The sequence below is a fragment of the Lebetimonas sp. JH292 genome (genome assembly GCF_000523275.1).
Lineage (GTDB): Bacteria > Campylobacterota > Campylobacteria > Campylobacterales > Nautiliaceae > Lebetimonas.
In genome coordinates this window covers 1,079,747-1,104,556 of sequence record NZ_ATHQ01000001.1, presented here as the reverse complement: position 1 = coordinate 1,104,556, position 24,810 = coordinate 1,079,747, and the positions used below count along the sequence as shown (strand labels likewise).

27 protein-coding genes and 1 pseudogene are annotated in these 24,810 nt (G+C 30.2%); 20 read left to right on the top strand and 8 right to left on the bottom strand.

Features of this window, described 5'->3' with window-relative positions; genetic code table 11:
* Positions 1-134: 134 nt before the first annotated feature.
* The 4 genes from cmoB to DZ64_RS11910 all read left to right on the top strand — a co-directional run bounded on the left by cmoB (position 135) and on the right by DZ64_RS11910 (position 3,007).
* The gene (gene cmoB, locus DZ64_RS0106955; protein ID WP_024789970.1) at positions 135-1,025 is read left to right on the top strand and encodes a tRNA 5-methoxyuridine(34)/uridine 5-oxyacetic acid(34) synthase CmoB; all 891 of its coding nucleotides are present in this window, start codon (positions 135-137) and stop codon (positions 1,023-1,025) included.
* Positions 1,026-1,171: 146 nt separating this feature from the next.
* Positions 1,172-2,044, top strand: a complete 873-nt coding sequence (locus tag DZ64_RS0106945) for an aspartate carbamoyltransferase catalytic subunit (protein ID WP_024789969.1) — start codon at positions 1,172-1,174, stop codon at positions 2,042-2,044.
* A gap of 7 nt (positions 2,045-2,051) precedes the next feature.
* Positions 2,052-2,234: a hypothetical protein gene (locus tag DZ64_RS13370; RefSeq protein WP_051430008.1), complete on the top strand. Its 183-nt coding sequence runs from the start codon at positions 2,052-2,054 to the stop codon at positions 2,232-2,234.
* Positions 2,174-3,007: an aminodeoxychorismate synthase component I gene (locus tag DZ64_RS11910; RefSeq protein WP_369792120.1), complete on the top strand. Its 834-nt coding sequence runs from the start codon at positions 2,174-2,176 to the stop codon at positions 3,005-3,007. The genes DZ64_RS13370 and DZ64_RS11910 overlap by 61 nt, the downstream gene beginning before the upstream one ends.
* A 20-nt stretch (positions 3,008-3,027) precedes the next feature.
* Here DZ64_RS11910 and glnA read toward each other — a convergent pair whose 3' ends face one another.
* Positions 3,028-4,494, bottom strand: a complete 1,467-nt coding sequence (gene glnA, locus DZ64_RS0106935; protein ID WP_024789968.1) for a type I glutamate--ammonia ligase — start codon at positions 4,492-4,494, stop codon at positions 3,028-3,030.
* An 89-nt stretch (positions 4,495-4,583) separates the two neighbouring features.
* Between glnA and DZ64_RS0106930 the strand changes: the two genes are divergently transcribed.
* From DZ64_RS0106930 to DZ64_RS0106920, 3 genes are read left to right on the top strand one after another with little or no spacing between them, the layout of a single operon-like run.
* Positions 4,584-5,165, top strand: a complete 582-nt coding sequence (locus tag DZ64_RS0106930; RefSeq protein ID WP_024789967.1) for an aminotransferase class IV — start codon at positions 4,584-4,586, stop codon at positions 5,163-5,165.
* A gap of 12 nt (positions 5,166-5,177) precedes the next feature.
* On the top strand, positions 5,178-6,899 hold the full coding sequence (locus DZ64_RS0106925; protein WP_024789966.1) for a M3 family oligoendopeptidase: 1,722 nt from the start codon (positions 5,178-5,180) through the stop codon (positions 6,897-6,899).
* Positions 6,889-7,305: a hypothetical protein gene (locus DZ64_RS0106920; RefSeq protein ID WP_024789965.1), complete on the top strand. Its 417-nt coding sequence runs from the start codon at positions 6,889-6,891 to the stop codon at positions 7,303-7,305. Before DZ64_RS0106925 ends, DZ64_RS0106920 begins: the two co-directional genes overlap by 11 nt.
* Here the strand turns inward: DZ64_RS0106920 and DZ64_RS0106915 are convergent.
* On the bottom strand, positions 7,292-8,161 hold the full coding sequence (locus DZ64_RS0106915; RefSeq protein WP_024789964.1) for a LysR family transcriptional regulator: 870 nt from the start codon (positions 8,159-8,161) through the stop codon (positions 7,292-7,294). The genes DZ64_RS0106920 and DZ64_RS0106915 overlap by 14 nt on opposite strands.
* 107 nt (positions 8,162-8,268) lie before the next feature.
* Here DZ64_RS0106915 and DZ64_RS0106910 point away from each other — a divergent pair, with 107 nt between their 5' ends.
* From DZ64_RS0106910 to DZ64_RS0106895, 4 genes and pseudogenes are all read left to right on the top strand, one after another.
* Complete coding sequence (locus tag DZ64_RS0106910; protein ID WP_035003181.1) at positions 8,269-10,260, top strand: UvrD-helicase domain-containing protein; 1,992 nt, start codon at positions 8,269-8,271, stop codon at positions 10,258-10,260.
* Between the two features lie 20 nt (positions 10,261-10,280).
* Positions 10,281-11,136 (top strand): annotated as a pseudogene (gene truB, locus DZ64_RS14175) (tRNA pseudouridine(55) synthase TruB).
* A complete protein-coding gene (gene csrA / locus DZ64_RS0106900; RefSeq protein WP_024789962.1) occupies positions 11,130-11,360 on the top strand; it encodes a carbon storage regulator CsrA in 231 nt (76 codons plus the stop codon). The pseudogene truB and the gene csrA overlap by 7 nt, the downstream one beginning before the upstream one ends.
* The gene (locus DZ64_RS0106895) at positions 11,350-12,099 is read left to right on the top strand and encodes a 4-(cytidine 5'-diphospho)-2-C-methyl-D-erythritol kinase (protein WP_024789961.1); all 750 of its coding nucleotides are present in this window, start codon (positions 11,350-11,352) and stop codon (positions 12,097-12,099) included. The genes csrA and DZ64_RS0106895 overlap by 11 nt, the downstream gene beginning before the upstream one ends.
* Here DZ64_RS0106895 and DZ64_RS0106890 read toward each other — a convergent pair whose 3' ends face one another.
* The gene (locus DZ64_RS0106890) at positions 12,100-12,654 is read right to left on the bottom strand and encodes a rhodanese-like domain-containing protein (protein ID WP_024789960.1); all 555 of its coding nucleotides are present in this window, start codon (positions 12,652-12,654) and stop codon (positions 12,100-12,102) included. It lies immediately after the preceding gene.
* Between the two features lie 79 nt (positions 12,655-12,733).
* On the opposite strand from DZ64_RS0106890, the gene DZ64_RS0106885 reads away from it, so the two are divergent.
* A complete protein-coding gene (locus DZ64_RS0106885; protein WP_024789959.1) occupies positions 12,734-13,372 on the top strand; it encodes a Crp/Fnr family transcriptional regulator in 639 nt (212 codons plus the stop codon).
* Here DZ64_RS0106885 and DZ64_RS0106880 read toward each other — a convergent pair.
* From DZ64_RS0106880 to DZ64_RS0106865, 4 genes are read right to left on the bottom strand one after another with little or no spacing between them, the layout of a single operon-like run.
* Positions 13,362-13,613, bottom strand: coding sequence for a hypothetical protein (locus tag DZ64_RS0106880; RefSeq protein ID WP_024789958.1), 252 nt, complete (start codon positions 13,611-13,613; stop codon positions 13,362-13,364). The genes DZ64_RS0106885 and DZ64_RS0106880 overlap by 11 nt on opposite strands.
* Positions 13,614-13,652: 39 nt before the next feature.
* A complete protein-coding gene (gene fliS / locus DZ64_RS0106875) occupies positions 13,653-14,027 on the bottom strand; it encodes a flagellar export chaperone FliS (RefSeq protein ID WP_024787827.1) in 375 nt (124 codons plus the stop codon).
* A gap of 10 nt (positions 14,028-14,037) precedes the next feature.
* Positions 14,038-15,741: a flagellar filament capping protein FliD gene (fliD, locus tag DZ64_RS0106870; protein ID WP_024789957.1), complete on the bottom strand. Its 1,704-nt coding sequence runs from the start codon at positions 15,739-15,741 to the stop codon at positions 14,038-14,040.
* A 3-nt stretch (positions 15,742-15,744) separates the two neighbouring features.
* Positions 15,745-16,152: a flagellar protein FlaG gene (locus tag DZ64_RS0106865; protein ID WP_024789956.1), complete on the bottom strand. Its 408-nt coding sequence runs from the start codon at positions 16,150-16,152 to the stop codon at positions 15,745-15,747.
* A gap of 81 nt (positions 16,153-16,233) precedes the next feature.
* Between DZ64_RS0106865 and DZ64_RS0106860 the strand changes: the two genes are divergently transcribed.
* Genes DZ64_RS0106860 through DZ64_RS0106850 form a run of 3 tightly spaced genes read left to right on the top strand, consistent with a single transcriptional unit; the run spans position 16,234 to position 17,969 of the window.
* Positions 16,234-16,530 (top strand): hypothetical protein, encoded by a 297-nt coding sequence (locus DZ64_RS0106860; RefSeq protein WP_024787824.1) that lies wholly within the window; start codon positions 16,234-16,236, stop codon positions 16,528-16,530.
* Positions 16,517-17,104 (top strand): 16S rRNA (guanine(966)-N(2))-methyltransferase RsmD, encoded by a 588-nt coding sequence (gene rsmD / locus DZ64_RS0106855; protein WP_024789955.1) that lies wholly within the window; start codon positions 16,517-16,519, stop codon positions 17,102-17,104. Before DZ64_RS0106860 ends, rsmD begins: the two co-directional genes overlap by 14 nt.
* A 22-nt stretch (positions 17,105-17,126) precedes the next feature.
* Positions 17,127-17,969 (top strand): hypothetical protein, encoded by an 843-nt coding sequence (locus DZ64_RS0106850; protein ID WP_024789954.1) that lies wholly within the window; start codon positions 17,127-17,129, stop codon positions 17,967-17,969.
* On the opposite strand, the gene tgt is transcribed toward DZ64_RS0106850, so the two are convergent.
* Positions 17,913-19,082: a tRNA guanosine(34) transglycosylase Tgt gene (tgt, locus tag DZ64_RS0106845; protein ID WP_024789953.1), complete on the bottom strand. Its 1,170-nt coding sequence runs from the start codon at positions 19,080-19,082 to the stop codon at positions 17,913-17,915. The genes DZ64_RS0106850 and tgt overlap by 57 nt on opposite strands.
* An 82-nt stretch (positions 19,083-19,164) precedes the next feature.
* Between tgt and DZ64_RS0106840 the strand changes: the two genes are divergently transcribed.
* From DZ64_RS0106840 to DZ64_RS0106820, 5 genes are read left to right on the top strand one after another with little or no spacing between them, the layout of a single operon-like run.
* Positions 19,165-20,550: a potassium transporter TrkA gene (locus tag DZ64_RS0106840; protein WP_024789952.1), complete on the top strand. Its 1,386-nt coding sequence runs from the start codon at positions 19,165-19,167 to the stop codon at positions 20,548-20,550.
* Between the two features lie 8 nt (positions 20,551-20,558).
* Positions 20,559-21,581 (top strand): 3-dehydroquinate synthase, encoded by a 1,023-nt coding sequence (gene aroB, locus DZ64_RS0106835; protein WP_024789951.1) that lies wholly within the window; start codon positions 20,559-20,561, stop codon positions 21,579-21,581.
* Complete coding sequence (locus tag DZ64_RS0106830; protein ID WP_024789950.1) at positions 21,578-23,071, top strand: mechanosensitive ion channel family protein; 1,494 nt, start codon at positions 21,578-21,580, stop codon at positions 23,069-23,071. The genes aroB and DZ64_RS0106830 overlap by 4 nt, the downstream gene beginning before the upstream one ends.
* Complete coding sequence (locus DZ64_RS0106825) at positions 23,055-23,699, top strand: uracil-DNA glycosylase family protein (RefSeq protein WP_035003174.1); 645 nt, start codon at positions 23,055-23,057, stop codon at positions 23,697-23,699. Before DZ64_RS0106830 ends, DZ64_RS0106825 begins: the two co-directional genes overlap by 17 nt.
* On the top strand, positions 23,696-24,727 hold the full coding sequence (locus DZ64_RS0106820; RefSeq protein WP_024789948.1) for a hypothetical protein: 1,032 nt from the start codon (positions 23,696-23,698) through the stop codon (positions 24,725-24,727). The genes DZ64_RS0106825 and DZ64_RS0106820 overlap by 4 nt, the downstream gene beginning before the upstream one ends.
* Positions 24,728-24,810: the final 83 nt, after the last annotated feature.

The window sequence follows — 24,810 nt, the reverse complement described above, 5'->3', positions numbered from 1 at the left end:
GAATTATTATCCACAGTGTCACGAAAATTATGATTTATATGGAGTATATTATAAAAAATGCGATAACAATATATATAATTTCAAACATAAAAAGAAAAAAATATGTTTAAACTGCAATTAATGGAGAATGTATAATGGATAATAAATTAAATATTGAAGATATACTAAAAGAAAGGCAAAAATGGTTTGAATGGAAAAATATTAAACCGATTTATGAAAAAGTAGCCAAGTTCCAAGTTCCAAGTTCCAAGTATATATTAGATGATATAATTAAAATTGAAACTGAAAAAGATGATAAAGAAATTTTAGAAATTGCAAAAATGCTAAAGCCCTGGAGAAAAGGACCTTTTAAAATAAATGACATTTTTATAGACACCGAATGGAGAAGCTATATAAAATGGAATATTATTAAGCCTTTTTTAGATTTAGAAAATAAAGATATTTTAGATGTGGGAGGAAATAACGGATATTATGCTTTTAGAATGCTTGAAATGAATCCAAAAAACATAGAAATATTTGACCCAAGTGCTTTATTTAACCTTCAGTTCGACTTTATTAACAAATTTATAAAAAGCAATATTAAATACAAACTTCTTGGAGTTGAGCATATTCCTTATTACCCTAAAAAATTTGATTTAATTTTTTGCATGGGTGTTTTATACCATAGGCCAGACCCTATTACAATGCTAAAAGAGCTAAAAAAAGGTCTAAAGGAAAATGGCGAAGTTATACTTGATACATTAATTATTGAAGGAGAAGAAGAAATCGCCCTAACTCCCGTGAGATATGCAAAAATGAAAAATGTCTATTTTATACCTACTTTAAAAACCCTTTATAACTGGCTAAAAAAAGCTAAATTTAAAGACATTCAATTTTTAGGCAAAAAATACACAACTACCGAAGAGCAGCGAAAAACTGAATGGATTGAAGGTGAAAGTCTAAATCATTTTTTGAGTGTTGACCAAAGTAAAACAATAGAAGGGTATCCCCCTCCTCTTAGAGTATATTTAAAACTTAAAAATTAATTTTCTGGCGAACTTTTAAAAAGTAAAACATACATTATAACAACAAAAGCTAAAGCTGTAATAAATGCACTTGATAAAACTGTTCCAAAACCCATAACTTCTCCTTTTTTTAAAGATATAATATAATTATACAAAAAAGGAATTAAATGTCAAAACATTTAACCCATACAAAAGAATTAAAAAAACATGAAATATTACAAATATTCACATATGCTAAAAATTTTTTAGATGAAAAGAAAAGAGATGACTTAAAAGGAAAGCTAATTATAAATATTTTTTTTGAAAATTCCACCCGTACAAGAAGCAGCTTTGAAATTGCAGCAAAAAGATTAGGTGCTGATGTGGTTAACCTGGATGTGGCAAGAAGTTCAACCGCAAAAGGAGAAACTTTATACGATACCGCTGCAAACCTTGATGCTATGGGGCCTGATGCAATAGTGGTAAGACACAACCGCTCAGGCGTTCCAAAAATTCTCTCACGTTATGTTAAATGCTCCATTATCAATGCGGGCGACGGAGCCCACCAGCATCCCACCCAGGGGCTTCTTGATCTGTTTACACTGCTTCAAAGATGGAATTCACTTGAAGGCAAAACAATATCAATCGTAGGGGATATCAGAAATTCAAGGGTTGCAAATTCCGATATTGAACTCTTTAGTAGGTTTGGGGCAAATGTTATTTTAGTGGGTCCCCCTCAGTTTTTACCAAAAACACATTTAAAGACCACGTATAATTTAAAAAAGGCAATTGAAATCAGTGATGCGATAATCAGTCTTAGAACCCAGACTGAAAGACACCAAAACGCCACATTTGCTTCACTTGAAGATTACGCCCAGAATTTTAAAATTACCAAAAAATTAATTAAAGATAAAAATATCTTTATAATGCACCCGGGGCCTGTTCACAGAAACATAGATATTGATGATGAAGTGTTGAGAGATAAAAGATGTTTGGTGCTTGAGCAGGTAAAAAACGGAGTTGCGGTGAGAATGGGAATACTTAAATATTTGTTAAGTTAAATAAAAAATGAAATTTTTTTTAATAGATTTTGACGGAAATATTTTTATTGATGAAGTTAAAAATTTAAAAAATATCTATTTTACTTTTCCTAATTTTAAATTACTGCCTAAAAAACCTGAAAAAAAAGAATTAATCTTAAAAAACACCCTATTTCTTTTAAAAGATATCAAAAAGCTTTCAATGAAGTAATTGAAGAAATTAAAAAAGGAAACACATATTTATTAAATCTCACTTTTCCTACAAAAATAGAAACTAATTGGGATCTGCTTACCATTTTTTATTACTCAAAAGCCCCTTTTAAATTATATTTTAAAAATAAATTTGTATGTTTCTCTCCTGAAAGATTTATAAAAATAAAAAACAATAAAATATATACATACCCTATGAAAGGTACAATTGAAGCCCATATTCCAAACGCAAAAAAGCTGATTTTAAATAATATCAAAGAAATGGCCGAGCATACCATGGTTGTGGATTTATTAAGAAACGATTTGGGAATCGTCGGAAAAAATATAAAAGTAAATAAATTCCGTTTTATCGATAAAATAAAAGCCGGGAAAAAAGAACTCTTGCAGGTTAGCAGCGAAATCGAAGCGACATTAAATAACTGGCAGAAAAACTGGCTTGAGCTGATTTTAAAACTCTTACCAGCCGGCAGTATAAGCGGAACACCAAAGAAAAAAACCGTTGAAATTATTAAAAGGATTGAAGGTTACGAAAGAGGTTTTTATACCGGAATTTTTGGGATTACTGATGAAAAAACATTTCTTGAGAGCGCCGTAATAATTCGTTATATTGAAAAACCCAACTCACAACTCACTACTCACAACTCACAACTCACCACTCACTATTCACTACTCACTACTCACTATATATATAAAAGCGGCGGCGGAATAACAATTGACAGTGATGCTAAAAAAGAGTATGAAGAATTAGTCAATAAAATTTACATTCCACTTTAAAAAAGAAAAAAAGGAGGAAATTAGCATGAGTATGAAGTTATAAATTCATACGGATGCGGTCTTCCTTCTACTGGAATAATTTCTGTTTCGTATTTGTAATCAATATATGTTTTTATAAATTCGTCGCTGAATACCTGTGTTCCGTCTTTTAGTTTTGCTTTTAAAAAGCTATAGGGATTTTTAAGCTCGTCTTCAACGGCATAAATAGCTTCTCTTAAAGTCGCAGGAAGCGTTCTTATTCCCCTCTCTTTGATTTCATCAAGACTAAGTTCAAACAAATCTTCATTTAAAGGCTCTTTTGCCGCATCATAAATTTCAAGATTATTTTTAATTCCGTCAAGTCCGGCCAACATCATTACCGTAAATGCCAAATAAGGGTTTGAGGTACTGTCAGGGAATCTAAATTCTGTTCTTACAGATTTTTCACCTGCACCCCACGGAATTCTGCAGCTTGCACTTCTGTTTTTTGCACTGAAAGCCAAAATATTAGGCGCTTCAAATCCAGGCTGAAGTCTTTTGTATGAATTCATAGAAGCGTTTGTAAACGCAGCAACCGCATTCGCATGTTCAAACACACCCGCTATATATTTTTTAGCCACATCGCTTAAATGTGCATATCCGTTGGCGTCATAGAAAAGGTTTTTACCGTTTTTCCATAGAGACTGGTGCGTATGCATTCCGTTACCGTTATCCCCGTATAAAGGTTTTGGCATAAATGTGGCTGTTTTTCCGTTTAAATGGGCAACCATTTTTACAACATATTTAAGTTTTTGAACATTGTCCCCAGCTTCTACCAATGTTCCGAATTTAACACCTATTTCTCCCTGAACCTGTCCGACTTCATGGTGAACAACAAATGTTTCAAGTCCTACTTCTTTTAAAACTTTTACCATTTCAGCTCTTAAATCCATCATAGAATCAACCGGTGGCACCGGAAAGTATCCGCCTTTTGTTCTTGGTCTATGACCGATATTTAGTTCATCTCCAAAATCTGCATAATCATTCCATACACCTTCGCTTGAATCAACTTCGTAGCATTGAGAGTTGATTTCATCTCTGATAATTACGTTATCAAACACAAAAAATTCATTTTCAGGACCGAAATAGGCCGCATCCGCAATACCCTGCTCTTCCATATATTTTAATGCGTTTTTTGCAATGCTTCTAGGACATTTTTCATATGGAGTCCCATCTGTATTTAAAACATCACAAAAAACAACCATTGTAGGGTCAGCTGTGAAAGGGTCCACAAAATGTGTTCCTATTTCAAAATCCGGTTTTAAAATCATATCTGAATTGTTAATAGGCTGCCATGCCGGAATTGAACTTCCGTCAAAAGGAATACCGTGTGTCAACACTTCAGCATCAATGCTGTCTATATCATAAGCCACATGATGCAAAATCCCTTTTATGTCTGTAAATCTGAAATCGATAAATTCTATCTCTTTTTCTTTGCATTCAGTTAAAAATTTTTTTGCGTTTTCCATTTGCTCTCCTTTTTTGTTTTTAGTATTATACTTTAAATAAAATTTAAAGTGAAAAATTTTTTGTATAAATTTTAATCAATGGAGAAAAAATGGAATTTATTGAAACAGTTTTAGTTAAAAACGGAAAAATTCAAAATTTAAATTATCATCTAAAAAGAATGGAAAAAACACTTAAACATTTTTTTAATAGTGAAAAATTAAAAATTAAAAGTGAAAAGTTAAATTTTAATGATTTAGATAATGCAAGAGTAAGAATAACATATTCATATGATGGAATAAGAAATATTGAAGTTTTTCCAATAAAAAAAAGAAATTTTAGAAAATTTAAAATTGTAGAAATTGATTTCAATTATCCTTTTAAATATAAAAACAGAAAACAATTTTCCATTCTACATTCTACATTTTCCATTGATTTTGATGAATTTATTTTAGTAAAAAACTCTCTTATAACCGATACCACCATTTCAAATCTCGCTTTTTTTACGGGAAGTAAATGGATAACACCGAAATATCCTTTGCTAAAAGGCACAAAAAGGCAGGAGATGCTTGAAAAAGGATTAATAAAAAAAGAAAATATTCATATTTACGATTTGCCTTATTTTAAAAAAATGGCAATGATCAATGCAATTTTGGGATTTAAGGAAATAGAGGAATTTGATATAATTAGATAAAAAAGGATAAAAATGAACTGGGATTTAAGTGCACTATTTAATTCAATACCCGAAGCCGAAGAATTTTTAAAAGAAGCTTCTTTCAGGGCGGCGGATTTTGAAAAAAAATATAAAAACAGACTTTATACGATATCGGCCGATGAATTTATAGAGGTTTTAAAAGAATACGAAGATATTCTGGAAAATATAGGAAGAAGTTTAACTTATATATATCTTATGTTTGCAACCGATACATCAAAAGGCAATTTTTTATCAAAATTTCAGGAAATCGCCACAAAAGCACAGGAACACCTGGTTTTTTTTGAGCTTGAATTTATTCATCTCCCTATTGATAAACAGCAAAAATTTATTGATAATTCGGGAATTTACAAATATTATTTAATTCATTTGCAAGAAGAAAGTTATTATAAACTAAGTGAAAAAGAAGAAAAAATATTAATGAAAAAAGATTTGACAAGCTCTTCGGCGTTTTCCAGGCTATTTGATGAACATTTAAGCAAACTTAAATTCTTTTTTGAGGGCAAATATCTGAGCGAAGAAGAAATATTAAGCAAACTCTATTCACCTGAGAGAAATGAAAGAAAAAAGGCACAAATCGCCCTTACACTCGGACTCAAACCCCATCAGCATATTTTAGCCTATATTTACAATCAGATAAAAAAAGACTGGAAAATAGAATATATGGAAATCAGGGGATATGAAAACATCGAAGCTCCGAGACATTTAAGTAACAGAGTTTCTAAAAAAAGTGTTGACGCTTTGGTTAATACGGTTAATGAAAACACATGGATTGTGGAAAAATATTACAGTATTAAAAAACAGCTCCTCGGCTTAGATAAACTTTACGATTATGACAGATACGCCCCTTTGAATATCAAAGAAAAAGAAATTACTTTTGATGAAGCCAAAAATTTGGTACTTGAGAGCTTTAAAGATTTTTCGGACACTTTTTATGAAATTGCCAAAAAGGCGTTCGAAGAAAAATGGATTGATGTATATCCTAAAGAAGGCAAAAGAGGAGGTGCGTTTTCTCATTCGGCCACACCAAAAGCGCATCCGTATGTACTTCTTAATTTCACTTCCCAAAGAAGGGATGTATTTACGCTTGCTCACGAATTAGGCCATGCAATTCATCAATATCTCTCACGGGAAGTCGGATATATCAATCAGGACACACCCCTTACAACGGCGGAGACTGCAAGCATTTTTTCTGAAATGCTTTTATTTGAAAAAATTAAAAATTCACTCACTAAAGAAGAATTAATCGGGGTTTATGCAGGTAAACTCGAAGATATTTTTGCCACACTTTTTAGACAGATTGTATTTACAAATTTCGAAAGAAAAGTACATGAAGCCGATGAATTATCCGAAGAAGAGTATAATAAATTATGGATGGAAGAAAATAAAAAAATGTTTGGCAAAAGCGTAACACTTACCAAAAATTATGAAATCTGGTGGAGTTATATCCCTCATTTTATTCATTCACCATTTTACTGCTATGCTTATTCATATGCCCAGTTGCTTGTTCTTACACTGTTTAAATTATATAAAGAGGGATTTAATAATTTTGAAGAAAAATATATTAAATTCCTCTCCCAGGGAGGAAGCATACCTCCGAAAAAACAACTGGAAATGTTTGATCTGAATATAGAAGATGAAAGTTTCTGGCAAAACGGAATTGAATTCGTAAAAGAGATGTTAAACGAATTTGAAAGGCTTATAGATGATAATTGAAACACAGGAATTTAGAAATTTAAAAACAAAACAAGCAAAAGAAATTTTATCTCTTTTGCTTGAAATAAATATGCCTTTTAATATCTTATGCTCTCTAAACGGCATAAACTTTAATCCTGCCCTTCCGGAACATATCTCAAGTGCGTTTAAAGAGGTAATAATATTTACTTTGGCAAATTATACACTCGAAAGTTCATATATCGAAAATGAAAAATTAATTTTCGAAGCCGGATTTGGAGAAGAGAATTTCGGAAGTGTTGTAAGCGTTCCTGTTGAAAATATTATTCAAATAACTGAAGGGGAAACTCCTTTATTTATAAATATTGCTGCCACGCTTCCAAAACCGCAAAAGCCGAAAAATCCGTTTGCAATGAATCCGAGAAATAAAAAATTTATTGATGAATAAAATTTAAAATAGCTTCTATTTCTTTTGTTTTTTCCCTGTATGCAACATATGTTTTTCTTTTTAGATTCATATCTTTTATTTTTGAAGCAAACAATTTTTTATTTTTAAGCTCCCCTTTGATAACTGATTTCGAAATAATGGAAACTATCTGCTCGGATGAATTTAAAACCGTATATTTTAAAGCTGTGGAATTATGAACTACGCTTATAATATTTAACATATCGCACTCAAATTCCCTGGCTTCAAACATTTTTTTCACAAACTCCCTCGTAGAGGAATTTGGCTCCCTGCATATCATTTTATATTTTTTAAGTTCATCAATACTTATTTCGGGAGGAAGCGGTTTATTGGAAAAAACAACCAGTTCATCTTCTATCCATTCTTCATAAAAAAGAGAGTTTTTATTCTTTTTGGTAACAAACGCCAAATCCAGAGCTTTTTTTTCCACATCTTCCAATAATTCATTATTGCTTTTAATAATCAGATTAATATCTTTGTTTATTAAAGACTGAAAATATTTAATACATTCAGGCAGATTATAATTACCGACGGTAGGGGACGCACCTATCAAAAAAGGTGTATCCATTTTTTTGAATTCTTTAATTTTTTTTTCAAAATTATTTAAAAATTTTTCAAAATCCCTGGCATATTTTAAAAATTCCTGACCTTCTTTTGTAAGCAGAACGCCCGTTTTTTTTCTTTCAAAAAGACTCACACCCAAAAAATCTTCCAAAATTCTTATCTGCTGTGTAACCGCCGGCTGGGAAATCCCCAAAACCCTGCTTGCTTTTGAAAAAGAAGATTCTTTGTAAATAACCAAAAAAGTATATATTTTGTCTAAATATTTAATGCTCATACTTGTCCTTTAAATATAATAAAAAATTATAACATAATAAAAATTAAATTATAAATTAATTTTTTATTTTTTTATAAAAATTTGTTATAATTAATAAAAAAAGGTAAATTTTGTATTTTTTAGAAGAATTAAACGAAGAACAAAAAAAAGCCGCAACACATATCGACGGGGCGTTACTGATACTTGCGGGTGCCGGAAGCGGAAAAACAAAAACGCTTACAACGCGCCTTGCTTATCTGCTCTCTTTGGGAATAGACCCTGCAAACACACTCACACTTACTTTTACAAACAAAGCCGCCGCAGAAATGAGAGAGAGGGCTTTAAACATGGTTGGAGAAAACATAGCACATCCGCCGCTGCTCGTAACTTTTCATAAATTCGGACTGATGTTTTTAAGACTGTATATATATTTATTAAACAGAGACAATAATTTTGTAATAATAGACACAGACGACCAGAAAAAAATAATAAAATCCATCTCCAACGATCTGCCGGCAAATTTTATCAGTAAAGAAATAAGCAAATATAAAAATTCCTTTCTTAATCCGGATGAAGTTTTTTCGCTTGCAAACGACACCACTTATAAAAAACTCGCTTATATTTATGATAAATATCAAAAATATTTGCTTGAAAACAATCTGGTTGATTTTGACGATTTACTGCTTTTACCTTTTGACATTTTACATAACAATGAAGATTTATGCTCCGAAATTTCAGACAAATATCAGTATATAATGGTGGATGAATATCAGGATACAAATGAAATACAGCTTCTTTTATTAAAAAAACTCTGCATTAATCACAATAATATCTGCGTGGTTGGAGACGACGACCAGTCAATTTATGGATTCAGGGGGGCAAACCACAAAAATATTTTAAATTTCGAAAAAGACTTCAGGGCAAAAGTCGTCAAACTACAGATAAATTACCGCTCAACCAATCAAATACTCGAAGCAGCCAATAATTTAATAAGCTACAATAAACAAAGATACGGTAAAAAACTTATTTCGGCAAACGGAGACGGAGACGGTGTTGAAATAATTGCCAGCTACAATGAAATCGCCGAAGGAGAAGAAATAGCGAAAAGAATAAAAAAGTTGATTGAAAACGGGGTAAGCCCAAGGGAAATAGCCGTTCTTTACAGAATTAACGCACTTTCACGCTCAATTGAAGACGCTCTTAGAAGTTACGGCATAGTTTACAAACTTGTGGGAGGTATGAAATTTTATGAAAGAGAAGAAATAAAAGATTTAATAAGTTATCTAAGACTTATAGTAAATTCCCATGACGAATACTCTTTTAAAAGAGTGGTAAACAAGCCCAAAAGGGGTATAGGAAAAGCCACAATACTTAAAATTGAACAAAGAAAAGGCGATAAAAGCTATATTGAATTTATAAAAGAGGACAATCTGGAATTTTTGAGTAAAAAAACAGCCAAATCATTAAAAGATTTCGCATCTTTTCTTGAAATGCTTTCAAAACAAAATATTGATGAAATTCCTGAGATTCTGGAAGAAATTATTGGTTTTAGCAATTCTTACAAAGATGAAGACAAAAAAAGAAATGTTGAAGAATTTTACGGAACAATGAGGGATAAAAAAGATTTGAATATAAGAGAATTTTTAAACGAACTTTCCCTTGAAAGCGACCAGGACAAAATTACCAGTGAAATGATAAATGTAATGACTATCCATGCAAGTAAAGGATTGGAGTTTGACCATATTTTTGTTATAGGTTTGGAAGAAGGATTTTTCCCGCTTAGCGAAGCTGATATAGAAGAAGAAAGAAGACTTGCTTATGTAGCATTCACAAGAGCCAGAAAAAAACTGACATTATCTTACACCCAGAGCAGATATGTAAGAGGTTCAAGAAGCCATGTCCAAAAAAGCAGATTTTTAACTGAAGCAGGTTTGATTAAAGGCGAAAGGGTAAATTTAAAAGAAAGCAGCGGAATAAAAAACGGCACCCTTGTCAAACATAAAGTATTCGGAACAGGAAGAATCATAGGAATAAACAAAGCGGGAAACAAAACAAAACTTAAAATAGATTTTGGTGGAAGTGTCAGGGAAATATTAAGCGACTTTGTGGAAAAAGCGTAAAAAAATAGTGAGTGTTGAAAATGGTGAGTAGTGAGTGTAAAAATTTGTTGTTTGTGGCTAAAAAACCAAGTTTTATTAGTTCAAACAAATTTTTAAATCAATTAAAAAGAAAATACGGCATCAAAAAAATGGGATTTTCCGGAACGCTTGACCCGTTTGCATGCGGCAGCCTTATTATTGCCGCGGGTCAGTATACAAAACTGTTCAGATTTTTAAAAAAAACTCCAAAAACATATATTGCTTCGTTATTGCTCGGAGCCTATTCCCCCACCCTTGATATAGAAAAAATAGAAAAAATCCAAAAAACAGAAAAATTAGAAATTGAAAAAATAAAACAAGTTTTAAATTCGTTCAAAGGCAGGCAATTTCAATCTCCGCCCCGTTACTGCGCAAAAAAAATAAACGGGATTAGGGCATATAAAATAAGTAGCCAAGTTCCAAGTCCCAAGTGAAAAAAAAGAGTTTTTGGATAAAGAAATAGAAGTTGAAATTTTTGACATAGAGCTAATTAATTATTCACATCCGTTTATTACATTTAAAGCAAGTGTAAGTGAGGGGACGTATATCCGAACAATAGGATTTGACATTGCCGAAAAATTAGGAACTGTTGGGAGCTTAACATATCTTGAAAGAGTAAATGAAGGAAAATTTTTTTATGAATGCGAAAAAAAATTAAATCCTCTTGAATATTTAAATGTAGAAGAAAATTTTTATTTAAATGATATAAATAATTTGTTACTCGGTAAAAAATTAAATAAAAATGATTTTAAAATTCAAAAAAACGGTATTTATTTTGTGACATATGATAAATATTTTGCTATTATTGAAATTAACGAAGAAGTAAAATATATCTTAAACAGGATTGAATTATGTTAGTAATATCAAGAAAAGAAAATGAAAAAATAAAAATCGGAGACGATATTGAAATTGTAATAGTTTCAATAGATAAAAATCAGGTTAAAATAGGAATCCAGGCTCCGAGAAATAAAACTATTTTAAGAAGCGAACTGATAGAAGAGGTAAAAGAGCAGAATTTAAAAGCGGCAGGTAATAAATTAGAAGATATTAAAAATATTTCAAAGGTTATTAATGAAAATTAAAGCATATGCAAAAGTAAATATTTTTTTAAAAATAGTGGGATTTGACGGATATTATCATCTGTTAAAATCAAGATTTATGAGAGTAAAAAATCTATATGACGAAATAGAAATAGTTGAAGCTGATAAATTCGATATTGTGGGAAATATAAACTGCGTTTTAAGAGACAACAGTGTATTCAAAGCCTATGTTGAATTAACAAAAACCTATCCCGAGATTAAAAAAAACTTTATTGGAAAAGAGATCAGAATCCATAAAAAAATTCCAGAAATGGCCGGACTCGGAGGAGGCAGCAGCGACGCGGCCGCATTTTTACTTTTGGCAAACAAAGCTTTTAATTTAAACCTCTCCACCGACGAATTGGTTGAAATAGGTAAAAAAATAGGAAGCGATGTCGCTTTCTTTTTATATGATGTGGACACGGCAAATGTTTACGGAAGAGGCGAAATAGTTGAACCGATTGAAGAAAAAAGTTTTGACATAGAAGTTTTTACACCTCCCGTTGAATGTTCAACCCCAAAAGTCTATAAAACCTATAAAGAAAATTTTTTCAATCCAAAAGACAGCGACTTTGATAAAATTTCCACACAGAAATTATTATCATCAAAACACCCTGCTGAGCTTAATGATTTATTAATGCCTGCCCTTAGTCTTTATCCGGAGCTTAACAGATATAAAGATTTCGGTTTTTTTAGCGGAAGCGGCAGCAGTTTTTTTAAAATTCCCAGAGAAGGGAATTAATTAAAACTGGTCTAAAATAACAGGTTCTTTTACTTTTCCTGCTTTTTTCAAACCTTTGAATCCTCCAAACTCTGTAACTTTGTTAACAACTGAATATCCTGAATTAAGCCATCCGTTGATACCGCCTCTTAAAACATAAATATTCTTTTTAGGAAAATGGAACCATTTAACAAGTTCTGCTCCGGCCAATACCGCCCTGTGGCCTGTGGCACATACAAAAACATAAACATTATTTTTTTTCAAACCGCCCATTGCTGCATAAATAGCAACATCCCCTCTTGGATATTCGTCATAATCCGGCCAGTCTATTTCTCCGCCTTTCATTTCGTCAACGCTTCTTACATCAACAATTGTAAAATCTTTGTCTTCATCAATCCATTTTTTAAGCTCATCAGGCGTAATGTAATTTATATATTTTTCATAATAATGGCATTCAGCATTGAATTCTTTAACCATAGGGCCTGCACCTTTTATAGTGTCGGCAAGTTTAAAAGTGTGCGCAAACATAAAAGAAGCTGCAATTAATGATAATCCTAAAATTCTTCCAAGTTTCATTTTATTCTCCTTAATTTGATTTTTATTTCATAATGAATTATAATTCAAAAATGCAGAAGTCTGACAAAAAAGGAATTTTATGCCAAATTGCAGAATATTGATAGAATCAAAAGATATAGAAAAAATTTTGAAATCAGGCTATTTTGACAATATCCCCAAAAGATATCTGAAAAAAAATGAAATATGTTTTCCAAACAGCGAACGTATTTTAATTATTAAAAAAGGTAAAATCAAAGTAACTTATTATAATAATGAAAAAGAAATAACGCTATATTATCTATGCAAAAACAATATGGCCTACTGTAATCAAAACAATATAATAAAAGCAAAAGAAAACAGTGAATTTTATTTTTTAAAAGCAGATGAATATTATGAATTATTCAAAGACCCTAATTTTTGTAATTTATTATTAAATTCTTTAACCAAAAACATAAATATAGAAAGGGAGCTTATATTTGATTTGGCATTTAAAACCTGTTCCCAAAGGGCAATTGAATTTTTAACATCTGCCGCAATCGCCGCTGGAGAAAAAACACATAAAGGTTTAAAAATAAATTTAAACTGTACAATCGATGAATTTGCCACTTTCTTGGGAACTTCCAGACAGACATTATCAATGTTTTTAAATATGCTTATAAAAAACAATATCATGGAAAAAAAAGGTCAAAAAACATTTTTTATAAAAGATATAAAAGCTCTAAAAAATTTCAAATTTTAAAATTAAACAAATCGTTTTTCTTTTGAATATTAAATTTTTGAAGTTTTTTAATTTTTTGCATTTCATGTGAAAGTTTTTCTTTTTCTTTTTTCAGAATTTTTACCGCTTTTTTAATATATGCATTAATCTCTTTAGCCTCTTCAATGGAAGAAAATGTAATATCTTCTTTTACTAATTTTTTTAATTTATCAAAATCTTCATTAATTACAGCAATTTTCAGCTCATTCAAATAATTTTCCATCCACTCCCACTTTCACTACTCACTATTTTCACATTTTCACTAACTTATCCCAGTTTCTTCTTTCCAAGCTTCAATTAAACCTTTTAACACCCTTATTACGTCTTCAAGATATTTTTCGTCATTTTCCAAATTTGCTTTTGCCAATAACTCCAGCTGATATCCGTAAAGCCCGTTTAAATAATATGCGATATCTCCTCCGTTTTCATAGTCAAGAGAATTAATAAGTTCTATAAATATATTTGACACTTTTATAATATATTTAACTTTTTTCTCTATATCTCCCTCTTTTATGGCTTTTTTTGCAAAATTAACAAATCTTAATGCTCCTTCATAAAGCATAAGAACCAGTTTTTCAGGCTTGTCAATTTGAACATTCATTTGATTATAGCTTTCAAGGGCTTTATTATATGTCATTATCTATCCTTTATTTTTTTGCATTTATTGCCTGTTGAATCATCATTGTAAGACTCTGGCTTTTTGCATTAAATTCATTTATCATCTCATCATAGGCGGCAAACTGTTTAGACATTATTTCGTATTTTGTTTCAAGAAACTGATTCATGGCATCCATTCTTTGTTTGTAACTTTTTTCATCTGTTTTAAGTTCCTGGCTTAAAAGATTCAAAGAGCTGTTATCACCGGTGATTTTGGAATCAAAATCCACTTTAAGGTTTGTAAAAGCGGTAGTGGTAAATCTTTCAACCAGATCAGGATTTTTATTATAGGCCTCTTTAAATTTATCTGCATCAAAGCTTATCATGCCTGTTCTGTTGTAATCAAATCCCAAATCAGTGGCACTAAAAGTTATATCGGTTGTGTATTTGTTTCCGTTTCTGTCACTTGCCTCACCCTTATCGCTTAAAACCACACCGAAAATATCGGAATAAAAACTGCTCCCAAGAGAGGTAAATTCGCTTTCGCCCTGAAACAGCCCCACGTTACCGGTATCTTTATCAAATGCCGTAAGGCTTTGAAGATTTGAAATCATTTTATTGTAATCTGCTACAAATTTTTGAATAGATTTTGTAATTTCATCAATATTTGATGTTATATTAACCGTTGAATTTCCGGTCGAACTAAGATTTATTGTAACCCCCGGGATCAAATCGTCTATTTTATTGGAACTTCTGTTTATTTCCACACCATTATATGTAAAATCGGCATCTCCGGCTTTTTGTATCCTGTTTGAATTTGTAAAATCAGTGTTATTATTAAAATCGCTCAGTAAATTCGTATCATCTATGGAAATATCCCCAACAGCCTCCATTTTAAATTTTATCTGCCCGTTATCATAAGTCGCATTTATTCCTAAAGAATTCCCGCCAGTGTCTTTAAGTTCTCCGTTATTCAAAGCATTTATAAAATCGCTAACACTCTCCCCGTCAGCCACATTCATTGTATATTCATCCCCGTTAACGGTAATTTTAAATGTCTGGGCAGCCCCGCTGTTATTTATGCTGTCTGTATCTGAATTAAACGAAGCGGATGTATAATTTATGGCATTTAAGCCCAAATCTTCTATTCCTGAATAATTGAATTTAATAATATTGTCAGCTCCCGTATCATTGGCTTTTAAAATAAGTTTATAAGGATTATTGCCTATCCCCGTGTCTATAATAGAAGCAGTAATTCCGATATTTGCATTATTTATGGTGTCTTTTAAATCACTAAGCGTTGAGCCGGCTTTCAGGGTTATGGTGGAAGAAACACCTCCTACGCCTATATTTAAAACCTGGTCTTTTCCACTTGTGTTAATTACTTCGTCGCTTCCGCTAAAACCGCTTGATTCATATACATCGTTTTGAGCCAAATTATTGACATTTATATCAAAAGTTTGGGGTTTAACCCCGTCACTGGCGCTTACGCTGACACTGCTTCCGCTCACAGACGTATTTACTTTTGTAAAAACAGAGCCGCTTGCAAGGTCTATCATATCAGTTTTTACAATAGCACCAATTGCCTGAAATTCACTTAAAGCCTTTTCCCTTTTTTTCACCAGCTCAAGTTTGTTTTCAATCGGTTTAACCATTATTTCCTTATCTGCATTTTTTAATTTATCAATTACATTTGATGTTAAAACACCGCTTCCTATTCCAAGGGAGCTTAAACTTCCGAAATCACTGCCCATTTTTTATCCTTTTTTATCAAATAATATTCCAACCACTTCTTTCATTTTTTCCATAAGTCTCAATGCTTCGTCACTCGGGAATTTTCTTATTACATCGTTTTTTTTGGTATCAACAACTTCTACCGTTAAAAAATCAACTTTATCATTAAATTTAAATTTTAAAGAGGTATTTAAAGGACTTATAGCTCTGTTAAGCTCTTCTGTCAATTTTTGCAGCTCTTTTTTTAAATGCTCTTTATCCATTTTATTATCGGTTTGATTGGCTTTTTGGGTTAATGTTTTTTTATTTTCATAATCATTTGTCTGATTTAGTTTTTGCATTTCAATTTTATTCTGATTTATATTTTTATTTATATTGTCATAATTTTGTGTTTTTTGCATATTGTTTTTAACTGAAGAGAAAATATCCATATTTTACCCCTTTAAATTAACTGTAATTATATCGTCAAATTTTTAAAAAATTTTATGTTAAAATTATAAAAAAGGTTTTAATTGAAAGTAAAAGTCGAATGTGATTCTCCTCTTTTACAATATACGCTTGAATATTTTTTAAAAGATTACATAGATAACAGCGGTATTTTAATAACAGACAACCCCGAAAAAAACGGGATAACAATAGGAAAAGAGATAAAAAAGCCTTTTACAAAAACATCTCTTTTATTACAGTTGGAAAAAATTCTGAATATAAAAAACAATGAAGAAACAATAGAAGATAAAATAGAAAAAATTCTTGAAAATTGTAAAAAAGAACTTATAAAAACAATTAAGGAACATTATGGAAAAGAGTAATATAAAAATAATAGGCGGAAAATACAGAGGAAAAAAACTTTTTATGGGGAACAAGGAAACTACAAGGAGTACTAAAAACATACTTAAAGAGAGTGTTTTTAATACCCTTCAGTGGGAAGTGCCCGATTCAAACTGGGTGGAAGTATTCAGCGGTGTTGGAAGTATAGGCCTTGAAGCTGTAAGCAGAGATGCAAACAAAGCCTATTTTTTGGAAAAAGACCCCGAAGCCGCCAAAGTTTTAAAAAGAAACATTGATTCCCTAAAAGTTGAAGACGCATCAAAATGCTCGATTATTTTAGGAGACAGCTTTGAAACAATATGGGATGTTATAGAAGAGCTTAAAAACAATAAACAAAAAGCATTTTTCTATTTTGACCCGCCGTTCGCAATAAGAGAAGGTTTTGAGGATATTTATGATAAAGTACAGACATTAATTAAACAGCTTCCAAAAATAAATGTTGAAAAAATAATAATAGAACATCAAAGCAATTACGATTTTCCGGAGGCTCTTGGAAATTATAAAAAAATAAAAACAAAAAAATTCGGTAAAAGCGCAGTAACATATTATGAATAAAATGAAAAATTAAAAATTAAAAATGAAAAATTTTTTGAAAATTTTTATTATTATAATGCTGTTTTTTGCAGGGTGTACCCAAAATCAAATTCCGTTGCAAAAAGCAAATCCGAAAACAGATATAAAATTATTGAAAAAATACGGAGTAACGGAAAACAGCCTAATTTTTTATAAAGATTATTATTATTTTTCTAAAACGCAGCCAAACGGAATCAGTATAAATAAATTAGACAAAAATTACAATTTAATTACTAAAAAAATTATTAATTTATCAATTGACCCTAAAAAATATCTAATTAAAAACAATCATTTTTATATCTTAGGATATGACAACATCAAAGAAATGCCTGTAATTTTAACTTTTTCCTTAAAAACATTTAAATTGATAAGCATTGTTTATTTAGGGAAAAAATATGCCGCCCCCGCTGATTTTTTTATAAATAAAAACGACGTTTATACAGCTGTTAATGTTTATAACAATAAAACCCAATCAGATATTTATATCTATAAAAACGCCTCATTATATTCACAAATTGCATCTGTAAAAAAAGAAAATGCAAAATTTATAATTCCTTTTAATAAAGGAATGCTGGTTTTAGGGAGTATCACTTATACAAATGACGACATTTTAATCGTATATATATCAAACAAAAAAATTGTCTGGGCAAGAAGAATAGATTTAGGAATGGATGACTATCCAACTTCAATTTATATCAAAAATAACAACATTATTTTAAATGCAACTTCAACTGATGAAATGGGAGCTGAAGTAGATTACACATTTGAAATCGATAAAAACGGAAATATTTTAAAAAGCAGAAAAAATCTGGAATTTAAAGAACTGCCCGTAAAATTCAGGACATAAAATCGCAGAATAAAATTCTTTTTTAAATTCTTTAAATTTTTTATTTATGATAGCTTCTCTGGCTTTACTTACTAAATTCAAATAATAATGCAAATTATGAATTGTGGCAAGTCTGAAATAGGTAAGCTCTTTTGCCCTAAATAAATGATTTAAATACCCCCTTGAAAAATTTCTGCAGGTATAACAGTTGCATTTTTCATCAATCGGCCTACTATCCAATTTGTATTTTGCATTTTTGATTCTTAAAATTCCAAAAGAGGTAAACAGATAACCGTTTCTTGCATTGCGAGTTGGCATCACGCAATCAAACATATCAACTCCTCTCTCAATTGCTTCTATTATATCTTCCGGGGTTCCTACCCCCATTAAATATCTCGGTTTATTTTCTGGAAGAAACGGCACAGTATATTCTATTGTGTCATACATAACCCGATTCTCTTCCCCGACACTTAAACCCCCTATTGCAAATCCATCAAAACCTCTTCCCTCAATTTCGGTTTCCACAAGGCTTCCGGCACTAATTTTTCTAAACTCAAAATCCACTCCGCCCTGAACAATGGCAAAAAGATTGTTTTTTGCCCCTTTACTAATATGGTGAATCAGACTTCTTTTGGCCCACTGGGTTGTTCTTTCTATTGATTTTTTTATTCTCTCTTTTGTATTCGGAAGAGCTATCAAATCATCCAAAACCATCATAATGTCGCTGTTTAAATTATATTCTATATCAATAACTTTTTCTGGTGAAAAAAAATGGCTGCTTCCGTCAATATGACTTTTAAACCAGATACCCTCATCGCTAAATTTTACATTCTCTCCCAGAGAAAAAGCCTGAAATCCACCGCTGTCTGTCAGAAAACTTCTGTTATATCCGCTAAATCCGTGAAGACCTCCAAAACTCTTAACAGTCTCATCACCCGGCCTTAAATACAAATGATATGTATTAGCGAGAATTATTTTTGCATCCAAAATATTCATTAAATCAACAGCATCAAGGCTTTTCACAGCCGCCGCCGTACCCACGGGCATAAATACAGGGGTTTTAATTTTACTGTGGGGCGTTTTTATTGTAGCCGCCCTTGCATTTGAATCAATGGCATCAATTTTAAATTCCATAATTTACCTTTTTTATTTTTTACTACTCACTACTCACTAATTACATATGATATAATTACTGAAATTTTATCAAAGGTTTTATTTGAATAAAATAGTTTTGTTTGCCGGCGCAAAGGAATCCAAAATATTAATAGAAAAAATAGCCTCTTCTTATGTTCAAGAAGCCGAGTATTATATAATATATGAAAAAGAAGATGAAATAACAAAAATTGAAAAAGAAAATTTTTTTTATTATAAAATACCTTTTTTTGCATTCGAATTATACCGCCCGCTTTTTTTTAAAGATATAAATAAAATAATTGTTTATATAAAAAACAAAAAAACAGCTGAATTTGTAATAAATAAAATAAAAAATTACTCTTCAATCGTATTTGCGAAATTTTGGGAAAATATTGAAATTCCTTTACAAAACAATATTGAGATAATCGACAGCATTGAATTAATTACAAACAAAATTTTAGACCATCTTCCAGATGTGCCCCTTTTTGCAAGGGATATAGGCCTTGGAATCGGTGAAATACTCGAAGTGGAAATTCCTCCACATTCTGTTTTCGCTTACAAAAACCCTAATTTTATCCAAAGATGGAAAAATATAAAAATTGCCGTAATTTACAGAGAAAACAAATTCATTATTCCCAGCAGACACACACTGATTCTTCCCAATGATAAACTTTTACTTATAGGAGAGCCTGAGAAATTAAAATCCTTCTTTATAGAAAGCAAAAAAAACTTGGGGGCTTTTCCGGCTCCTTACGGAAGAAACATTTATCTTTTAATCGATATGCAAACGGATAAAAAAACTCTTTATAATCTTTTAAAATCAGCATTGTTTTTGCATAGAAAATTAAAAAATCAAAAATTAATTATTAAACTTATCAATCCTAAATTAAATTTTAAAATTTACAAACTTTATAAATTCAAAAACATAGACATATACACAGATTATTTTTCATCGGATTATGAAAAAACATTAAAAAATGATATAAATATATATAATATAGGATTGGTAATTACCAATAACGGATATTTTTATAAATATAAAAAAACTTTTTTCGACATTAAAATCCCTGTTTTTAAACAGGGGGACGAGTCAATTAAAAAATGTAAAGAATTTGTGGTTCTTTTGCAGGATAAAATGCTTGATCGGATTGCACCGAGTATTTTTGATTTGTCTTTTCAATTAAATTTGGGTATAAATTTTTTAGAGCCTTTTATAGAAGAAAAAGACCTGAAAGAATTAAAAGAATATCTGGAAAAATTTGCAAAAGTTTATAATTTTAAAAAAATTACATTTACCAAAACACAAAAAAATCCGATAATAAAATTAAAAACAAAAGAAAACATCTGTATTATTGAACCGTTTATTTCACCACCGGTTTTAAAAATTTTCCAAATTTTCAATCCGAAAATATACAATGCATATATAATGCTTGATAAATTTTCCCAGTTTTTAATCCCGGTAAAATAAGGAGAAAAATGAAAGTAAATATAAAAACACCAAACAAAACATACGACATAACGATTAAAAAACTTCCACAATTAACGCTAAATGCAAAAACGGCCGTAATCACAAACCCTACAGTTGCCGGATATCATTTAAATTATCTGTTAAATCATTTAAAAACAGATGAGCTTAAAATAATTACACTCCCGGACGGTGAAGAGTATAAAAATTTTGGGAGCATTGAATACGCACTTGAGAGACTATTTGATGCAAAATATGACAGAAACTCTGTAATTATAGCATTTGGGGGAGGAGTAATAGGAGATATGAGCGGATTTGCGGCTTCAATATTTCTTAGAGGCATTAAATTTATTCAAATTCCAACTACACTCCTTGCTATGGTTGACAGTTCTGTAGGAGGAAAAACAGGAATAAATACTAAATTTGGAAAAAACTTAATAGGAAGTTTTTATCAGCCGGAGGCTGTTTATATAGATACCCATTTCCTCTCGACCCTTCCAAAAAGGGAATTTGCGGCAGGAATGGCTGAGGTTATTAAAATGGCCGTAATGTTTGATAAGGAATTTTTTAAAAATTTAGAAAATGATAAATTAAGTATTGAAAAAATTATAAAAAGAAGCGTAGAAATAAAAGCAGATGTCGTAAACGAAGATGAAAAAGAAAAAGGAATAAGAAGTGTACTCAATTACGGCCATACATTCGGACACGTAATAGAAAACCTGACAAATTACAAAACATACCTCCACGGGGAAGCTGTGGCAATAGGAATGATAATGGCAAATGAATTATCAATTGAACTTGGATATTTAACAACTGAGGAAAATGAAAGAATTAAAAACTTACTGAAAAAATATGATTTACCTACAAGTTTTAAAATAAAAGACGAAGAAGAATTTTATGAGCATTTTTTTGCAGATAAAAAAACTATGAACAATAAAATTAAATTTATAATTCCGGAGCTTATCGGAAAATATAAAATAATTGAAAATATAGATAAAGAAACTGTTTTAAATGTTTTAAGGAAATTTAAGTGAAAATATTTTTTTTAATAATTTCTTTTATTTTTTTATATGCAAACGATAATAATTTAACTGAACTTAATCTGACTAAAGAAAAAATATTAAAATTAAATACCGAACTGTCAAAAAATTCTTTTTACTTAACATATAAAAACTATATAGATTACCAAAAATTACTCAATACATACAATAAATTAAAATATCTCTCTAAAAAAAATCCCAAATATAAAAAAAAGCTTTTGACTATACAGACACAGCTTGATTTGTTAAAAGAAAACGAAAATATTTTCAACACATTGATTAAATTAAAAAATATTCCAAAAGCACCACAGATAGAAAACCCGTTTGAAATATTTTCTGCAATTAATTATGAAAAGCAGATAAAAAATGTTCTTTTGCAGAACATTCAGACATATCAGCAGTTTAAAGAAACATTAAACAATTTAAAAAAATTATATAAATTAAAAAAAGAAGTAAAAATTAAAGATAACCAATTAGAAAATATGATAAATGATTTTGAATTAATTAATACCATTTATAAAAAAAAGCTTGAAACATTAAAAACATTTATTATAAACCAGCAAGAAAAAATTAAAAAAGAGATTAAAAACCAGCTAAATAAATTGGCCGTTTTAATTGCAATAATTATATTTTTAATTATTTTTTCGTTTATTTTAAAATTTATACTTAAAAAATACATTAAAGAAGAAAATTTATATATATCAAATAAAATTATCAATATTCTCACAATATTTATTATTGTTTTAACTTCCCTTCTTTTTTATATTAATAATGCGACATATATTATAACCATTTTGGGATTTATTTCAGCCGGTATCGCAATTGCCATGAAAGACTGGTTTATGAATATTTTCGGCTGGTTTGTTATTATGATTAACGGAAATATTAAAGTCGGGGACAGAATTAAAATGTATCTTCAAAACGGAAATGTTCAAATAGTCGGAGACGTTATCGATATAACCCTTACAAGAATAGTAATTTACGAAGATGTAACATATACAACATACCACAAAAACAGACGGGCCGGAAGAATAGTGTTTATTCCCAACAATGTTGTTTTTAACAACCCCATTTTTAATTACACACATAAAAGACTGGCAACCGTATGGGACGGAATAGATATAACGCTTACGTTTGATTCAAATTATAAAAAAGCCGTGGATATTATTAAAAACATTTTAACTAACCAGACAAAAAGACAATCCGCCGCCACAAAAACCAGAATGCAGAGGCTTAAAATTGAATATAATTTTAAATCATACAATTTAGAACCGCGTGTATTGACATTAATAGAAGAAAACGGAATTAGAATCAGCGCCTGGTATTTAGTTATTTCAACTTCCCCTCTTATTTACAGAAGCCAGATTTCTGGTGAAATATTGGATGCCCTTTTAAAAGAAAAAGACATAAAAATAACATATCCTACATATAAAATTAACGGTAATATTAACATTCAAAAGGAAAAAGTTGAAAAACCTTATTAAATTAAAATATCTCTATAAATTAAAAGAATCCGGAGAGCAATATTTCGAGGGTTTCAGTTCAAAAGAAAACAAACTCCCCATGCCGGACGAATTGGAAGAGCTTAAAAAAACATGTTTAAACTGCACCCTTTGCGATTTAAGTAAAACAAGAACAAATGTAGTGTTCGGAGAAGGAAACCCAAAAGCAAAGCTTATGTTTATAGGTGAAGGACCCGGAGCGGAAGAGGATAAAACAGGAAGGCCTTTTGTGGGGAGAGCCGGAAAACTGCTTACAAAAATAATTTTAAACGTTTTGGATATGACAAGGGAAGACGTATACATAGGAAATATTGTAAAATGCCGCCCGCCAAACAACAGGGTCCCAAGTATAGAAGAAGCCCAGACCTGTAAACCGTATCTTCTCAAACAAATTGATATAATAAATCCAAAAATACTGGTATGCCTCGGAAAAACGGCTTTTATGTATTTAATGGATATAGATTTGCCTATAAGCAGAGTCAGGGGGCAGATATTCGAATATAAGGAGAAAAAAGTGATACCGACATTCCATCCGAGCTATTTACTAAGAAATCCTTCCGCAAAAAAAGAAGCTTATAAAGATTTTCTTCTTATAAAGAGTCTGTTATGAAAAGAATAATTATCTTTTTTGCCGTATTGCTTTTTTCTCAGGAAACAATATTTCAAAATTCTTTTATGGATATAAACAGTACTGAAAACAATACCACTTCTTTAGAAATTAATTCCACTCAAACAATTGAAGAAAATTTTGATGAAAATTTTTGTGTACAAAATTCAAAAACCGATTTTGCAATTATTATAAACAAACAGAAATTTTTTAAGTTTCTTCCTTCTGTTTTAAACGCCATAAACGCTTATCTTATCCAAAAAGGGGTGGATTTTAATATAACACTTTATAACAATGATGTAAATATTTCAAATTTACCTCAGCATTATGTAATAGACATAGAAACCAACCGCTCAAAAATTTTGACTCTGTGGAATTATAATAAAACTTTTTTTGTACCAACTTTTAATAAAAACGATTTTAATGAAACATTTAAAAATATATATTTCGGAGGAATAAATTTCAAAAATCAAATACAAAAATTTACCGCATTTATCAATGACAAACTTTTTACAATTTCACAAAACACCCAAATATCAAATCAATTGCTTACATTTGAAAAAACAAATCCTTTTTTTGTAAAAAATTATAATTTTCCTGATATAAATTATGCTGATTTAAACAATTCTTTTATAATTTTAAATACCGATGTCTCAAAAAGTGCGGAAGTGCTTTCAAACATAACTTCAAAAGAAATTGAGCCGTTTTTAGTTTTTTCGCCCCAGTTATGTTATTCTCCCTCCATTATATTTTTAACCCAGCCAAACGATATAGATAAACTGATAATTGCAAATTCCATTATCCGTCCGCCTTTAATGATAAACGATTATGCCCTTCTCTTAAATTCGGATATCAGATACAACTGGTTAAATTACGCCGCAGATATTTTAGTGAATAAAATTTATAATATGCAAAACAATGAAGATATATTTTATATGAATGATTTTTATATTTATATATTTAACCATCAGATAAATTACAAAACAAAATTATATAAAATAATAAACAATTCTTTTAAAGAAGTGGAATAACGATTGTAAAAAACAAAAAATATAAAAATCGCAGGTAGAGAAAATTTATAAATTTGTTATAATTTCGCTAAAAAAAGGAAAAA

Bases quoted from the DNA above. Each gene is read 5' to 3' on its own strand.
- aroB (WP_024789951.1), top strand. From the start codon at position 20,559: ATGAAAGTAAATATAAAAACACCAAACAAAACATACGACATAACGATT.
- DZ64_RS0106885 (WP_024789959.1), top strand. From the start codon at position 12,734: ATGCCAAATTGCAGAATATTGATAGAATCAAAAGATATAGAAAAAATT.
- cmoB (WP_024789970.1), top strand. From the start codon at position 135: ATGGATAATAAATTAAATATTGAAGATATACTAAAAGAAAGGCAAAAA.
- DZ64_RS0106895 (WP_024789961.1), top strand. From the start codon at position 11,350: ATGAAAATTAAAGCATATGCAAAAGTAAATATTTTTTTAAAAATAGTG.
- DZ64_RS0106930 (WP_024789967.1), top strand. From the start codon at position 4,584: ATGGAATTTATTGAAACAGTTTTAGTTAAAAACGGAAAAATTCAAAAT.
- tgt (WP_024789953.1), bottom strand. From the start codon at position 19,082: ATGGAATTTAAAATTGATGCCATTGATTCAAATGCAAGGGCGGCTACA.
- DZ64_RS0106865 (WP_024789956.1), bottom strand. From the start codon at position 16,152: ATGGATATTTTCTCTTCAGTTAAAAACAATATGCAAAAAACACAAAAT.
- DZ64_RS0106820 (WP_024789948.1), top strand. From the start codon at position 23,696: ATGAAAAGAATAATTATCTTTTTTGCCGTATTGCTTTTTTCTCAGGAA.
- DZ64_RS0106890 (WP_024789960.1), bottom strand. From the start codon at position 12,654: ATGAAACTTGGAAGAATTTTAGGATTATCATTAATTGCAGCTTCTTTT.
- DZ64_RS0106925 (WP_024789966.1), top strand. From the start codon at position 5,178: ATGAACTGGGATTTAAGTGCACTATTTAATTCAATACCCGAAGCCGAA.
- DZ64_RS0106915 (WP_024789964.1), bottom strand. From the start codon at position 8,161: ATGAGCATTAAATATTTAGACAAAATATATACTTTTTTGGTTATTTAC.
- DZ64_RS13370 (WP_051430008.1), top strand. From the start codon at position 2,052: ATGAAATTTTTTTTAATAGATTTTGACGGAAATATTTTTATTGATGAA.
- DZ64_RS0106850 (WP_024789954.1), top strand. From the start codon at position 17,127: ATGAAAAATTTTTTGAAAATTTTTATTATTATAATGCTGTTTTTTGCA.
- glnA (WP_024789968.1), bottom strand. From the start codon at position 4,494: ATGGAAAACGCAAAAAAATTTTTAACTGAATGCAAAGAAAAAGAGATA.
- DZ64_RS0106880 (WP_024789958.1), bottom strand. From the start codon at position 13,613: ATGGAAAATTATTTGAATGAGCTGAAAATTGCTGTAATTAATGAAGAT.
- csrA (WP_024789962.1), top strand. From the start codon at position 11,130: ATGTTAGTAATATCAAGAAAAGAAAATGAAAAAATAAAAATCGGAGAC.
- rsmD (WP_024789955.1), top strand. From the start codon at position 16,517: ATGGAAAAGAGTAATATAAAAATAATAGGCGGAAAATACAGAGGAAAA.
- DZ64_RS0106920 (WP_024789965.1), top strand. From the start codon at position 6,889: ATGATAATTGAAACACAGGAATTTAGAAATTTAAAAACAAAACAAGCA.
- fliD (WP_024789957.1), bottom strand. From the start codon at position 15,741: ATGGGCAGTGATTTCGGAAGTTTAAGCTCCCTTGGAATAGGAAGCGGT.
- DZ64_RS0106945 (WP_024789969.1), top strand. From the start codon at position 1,172: ATGTCAAAACATTTAACCCATACAAAAGAATTAAAAAAACATGAAATA.
- fliS (WP_024787827.1), bottom strand. From the start codon at position 14,027: ATGACATATAATAAAGCCCTTGAAAGCTATAATCAAATGAATGTTCAA.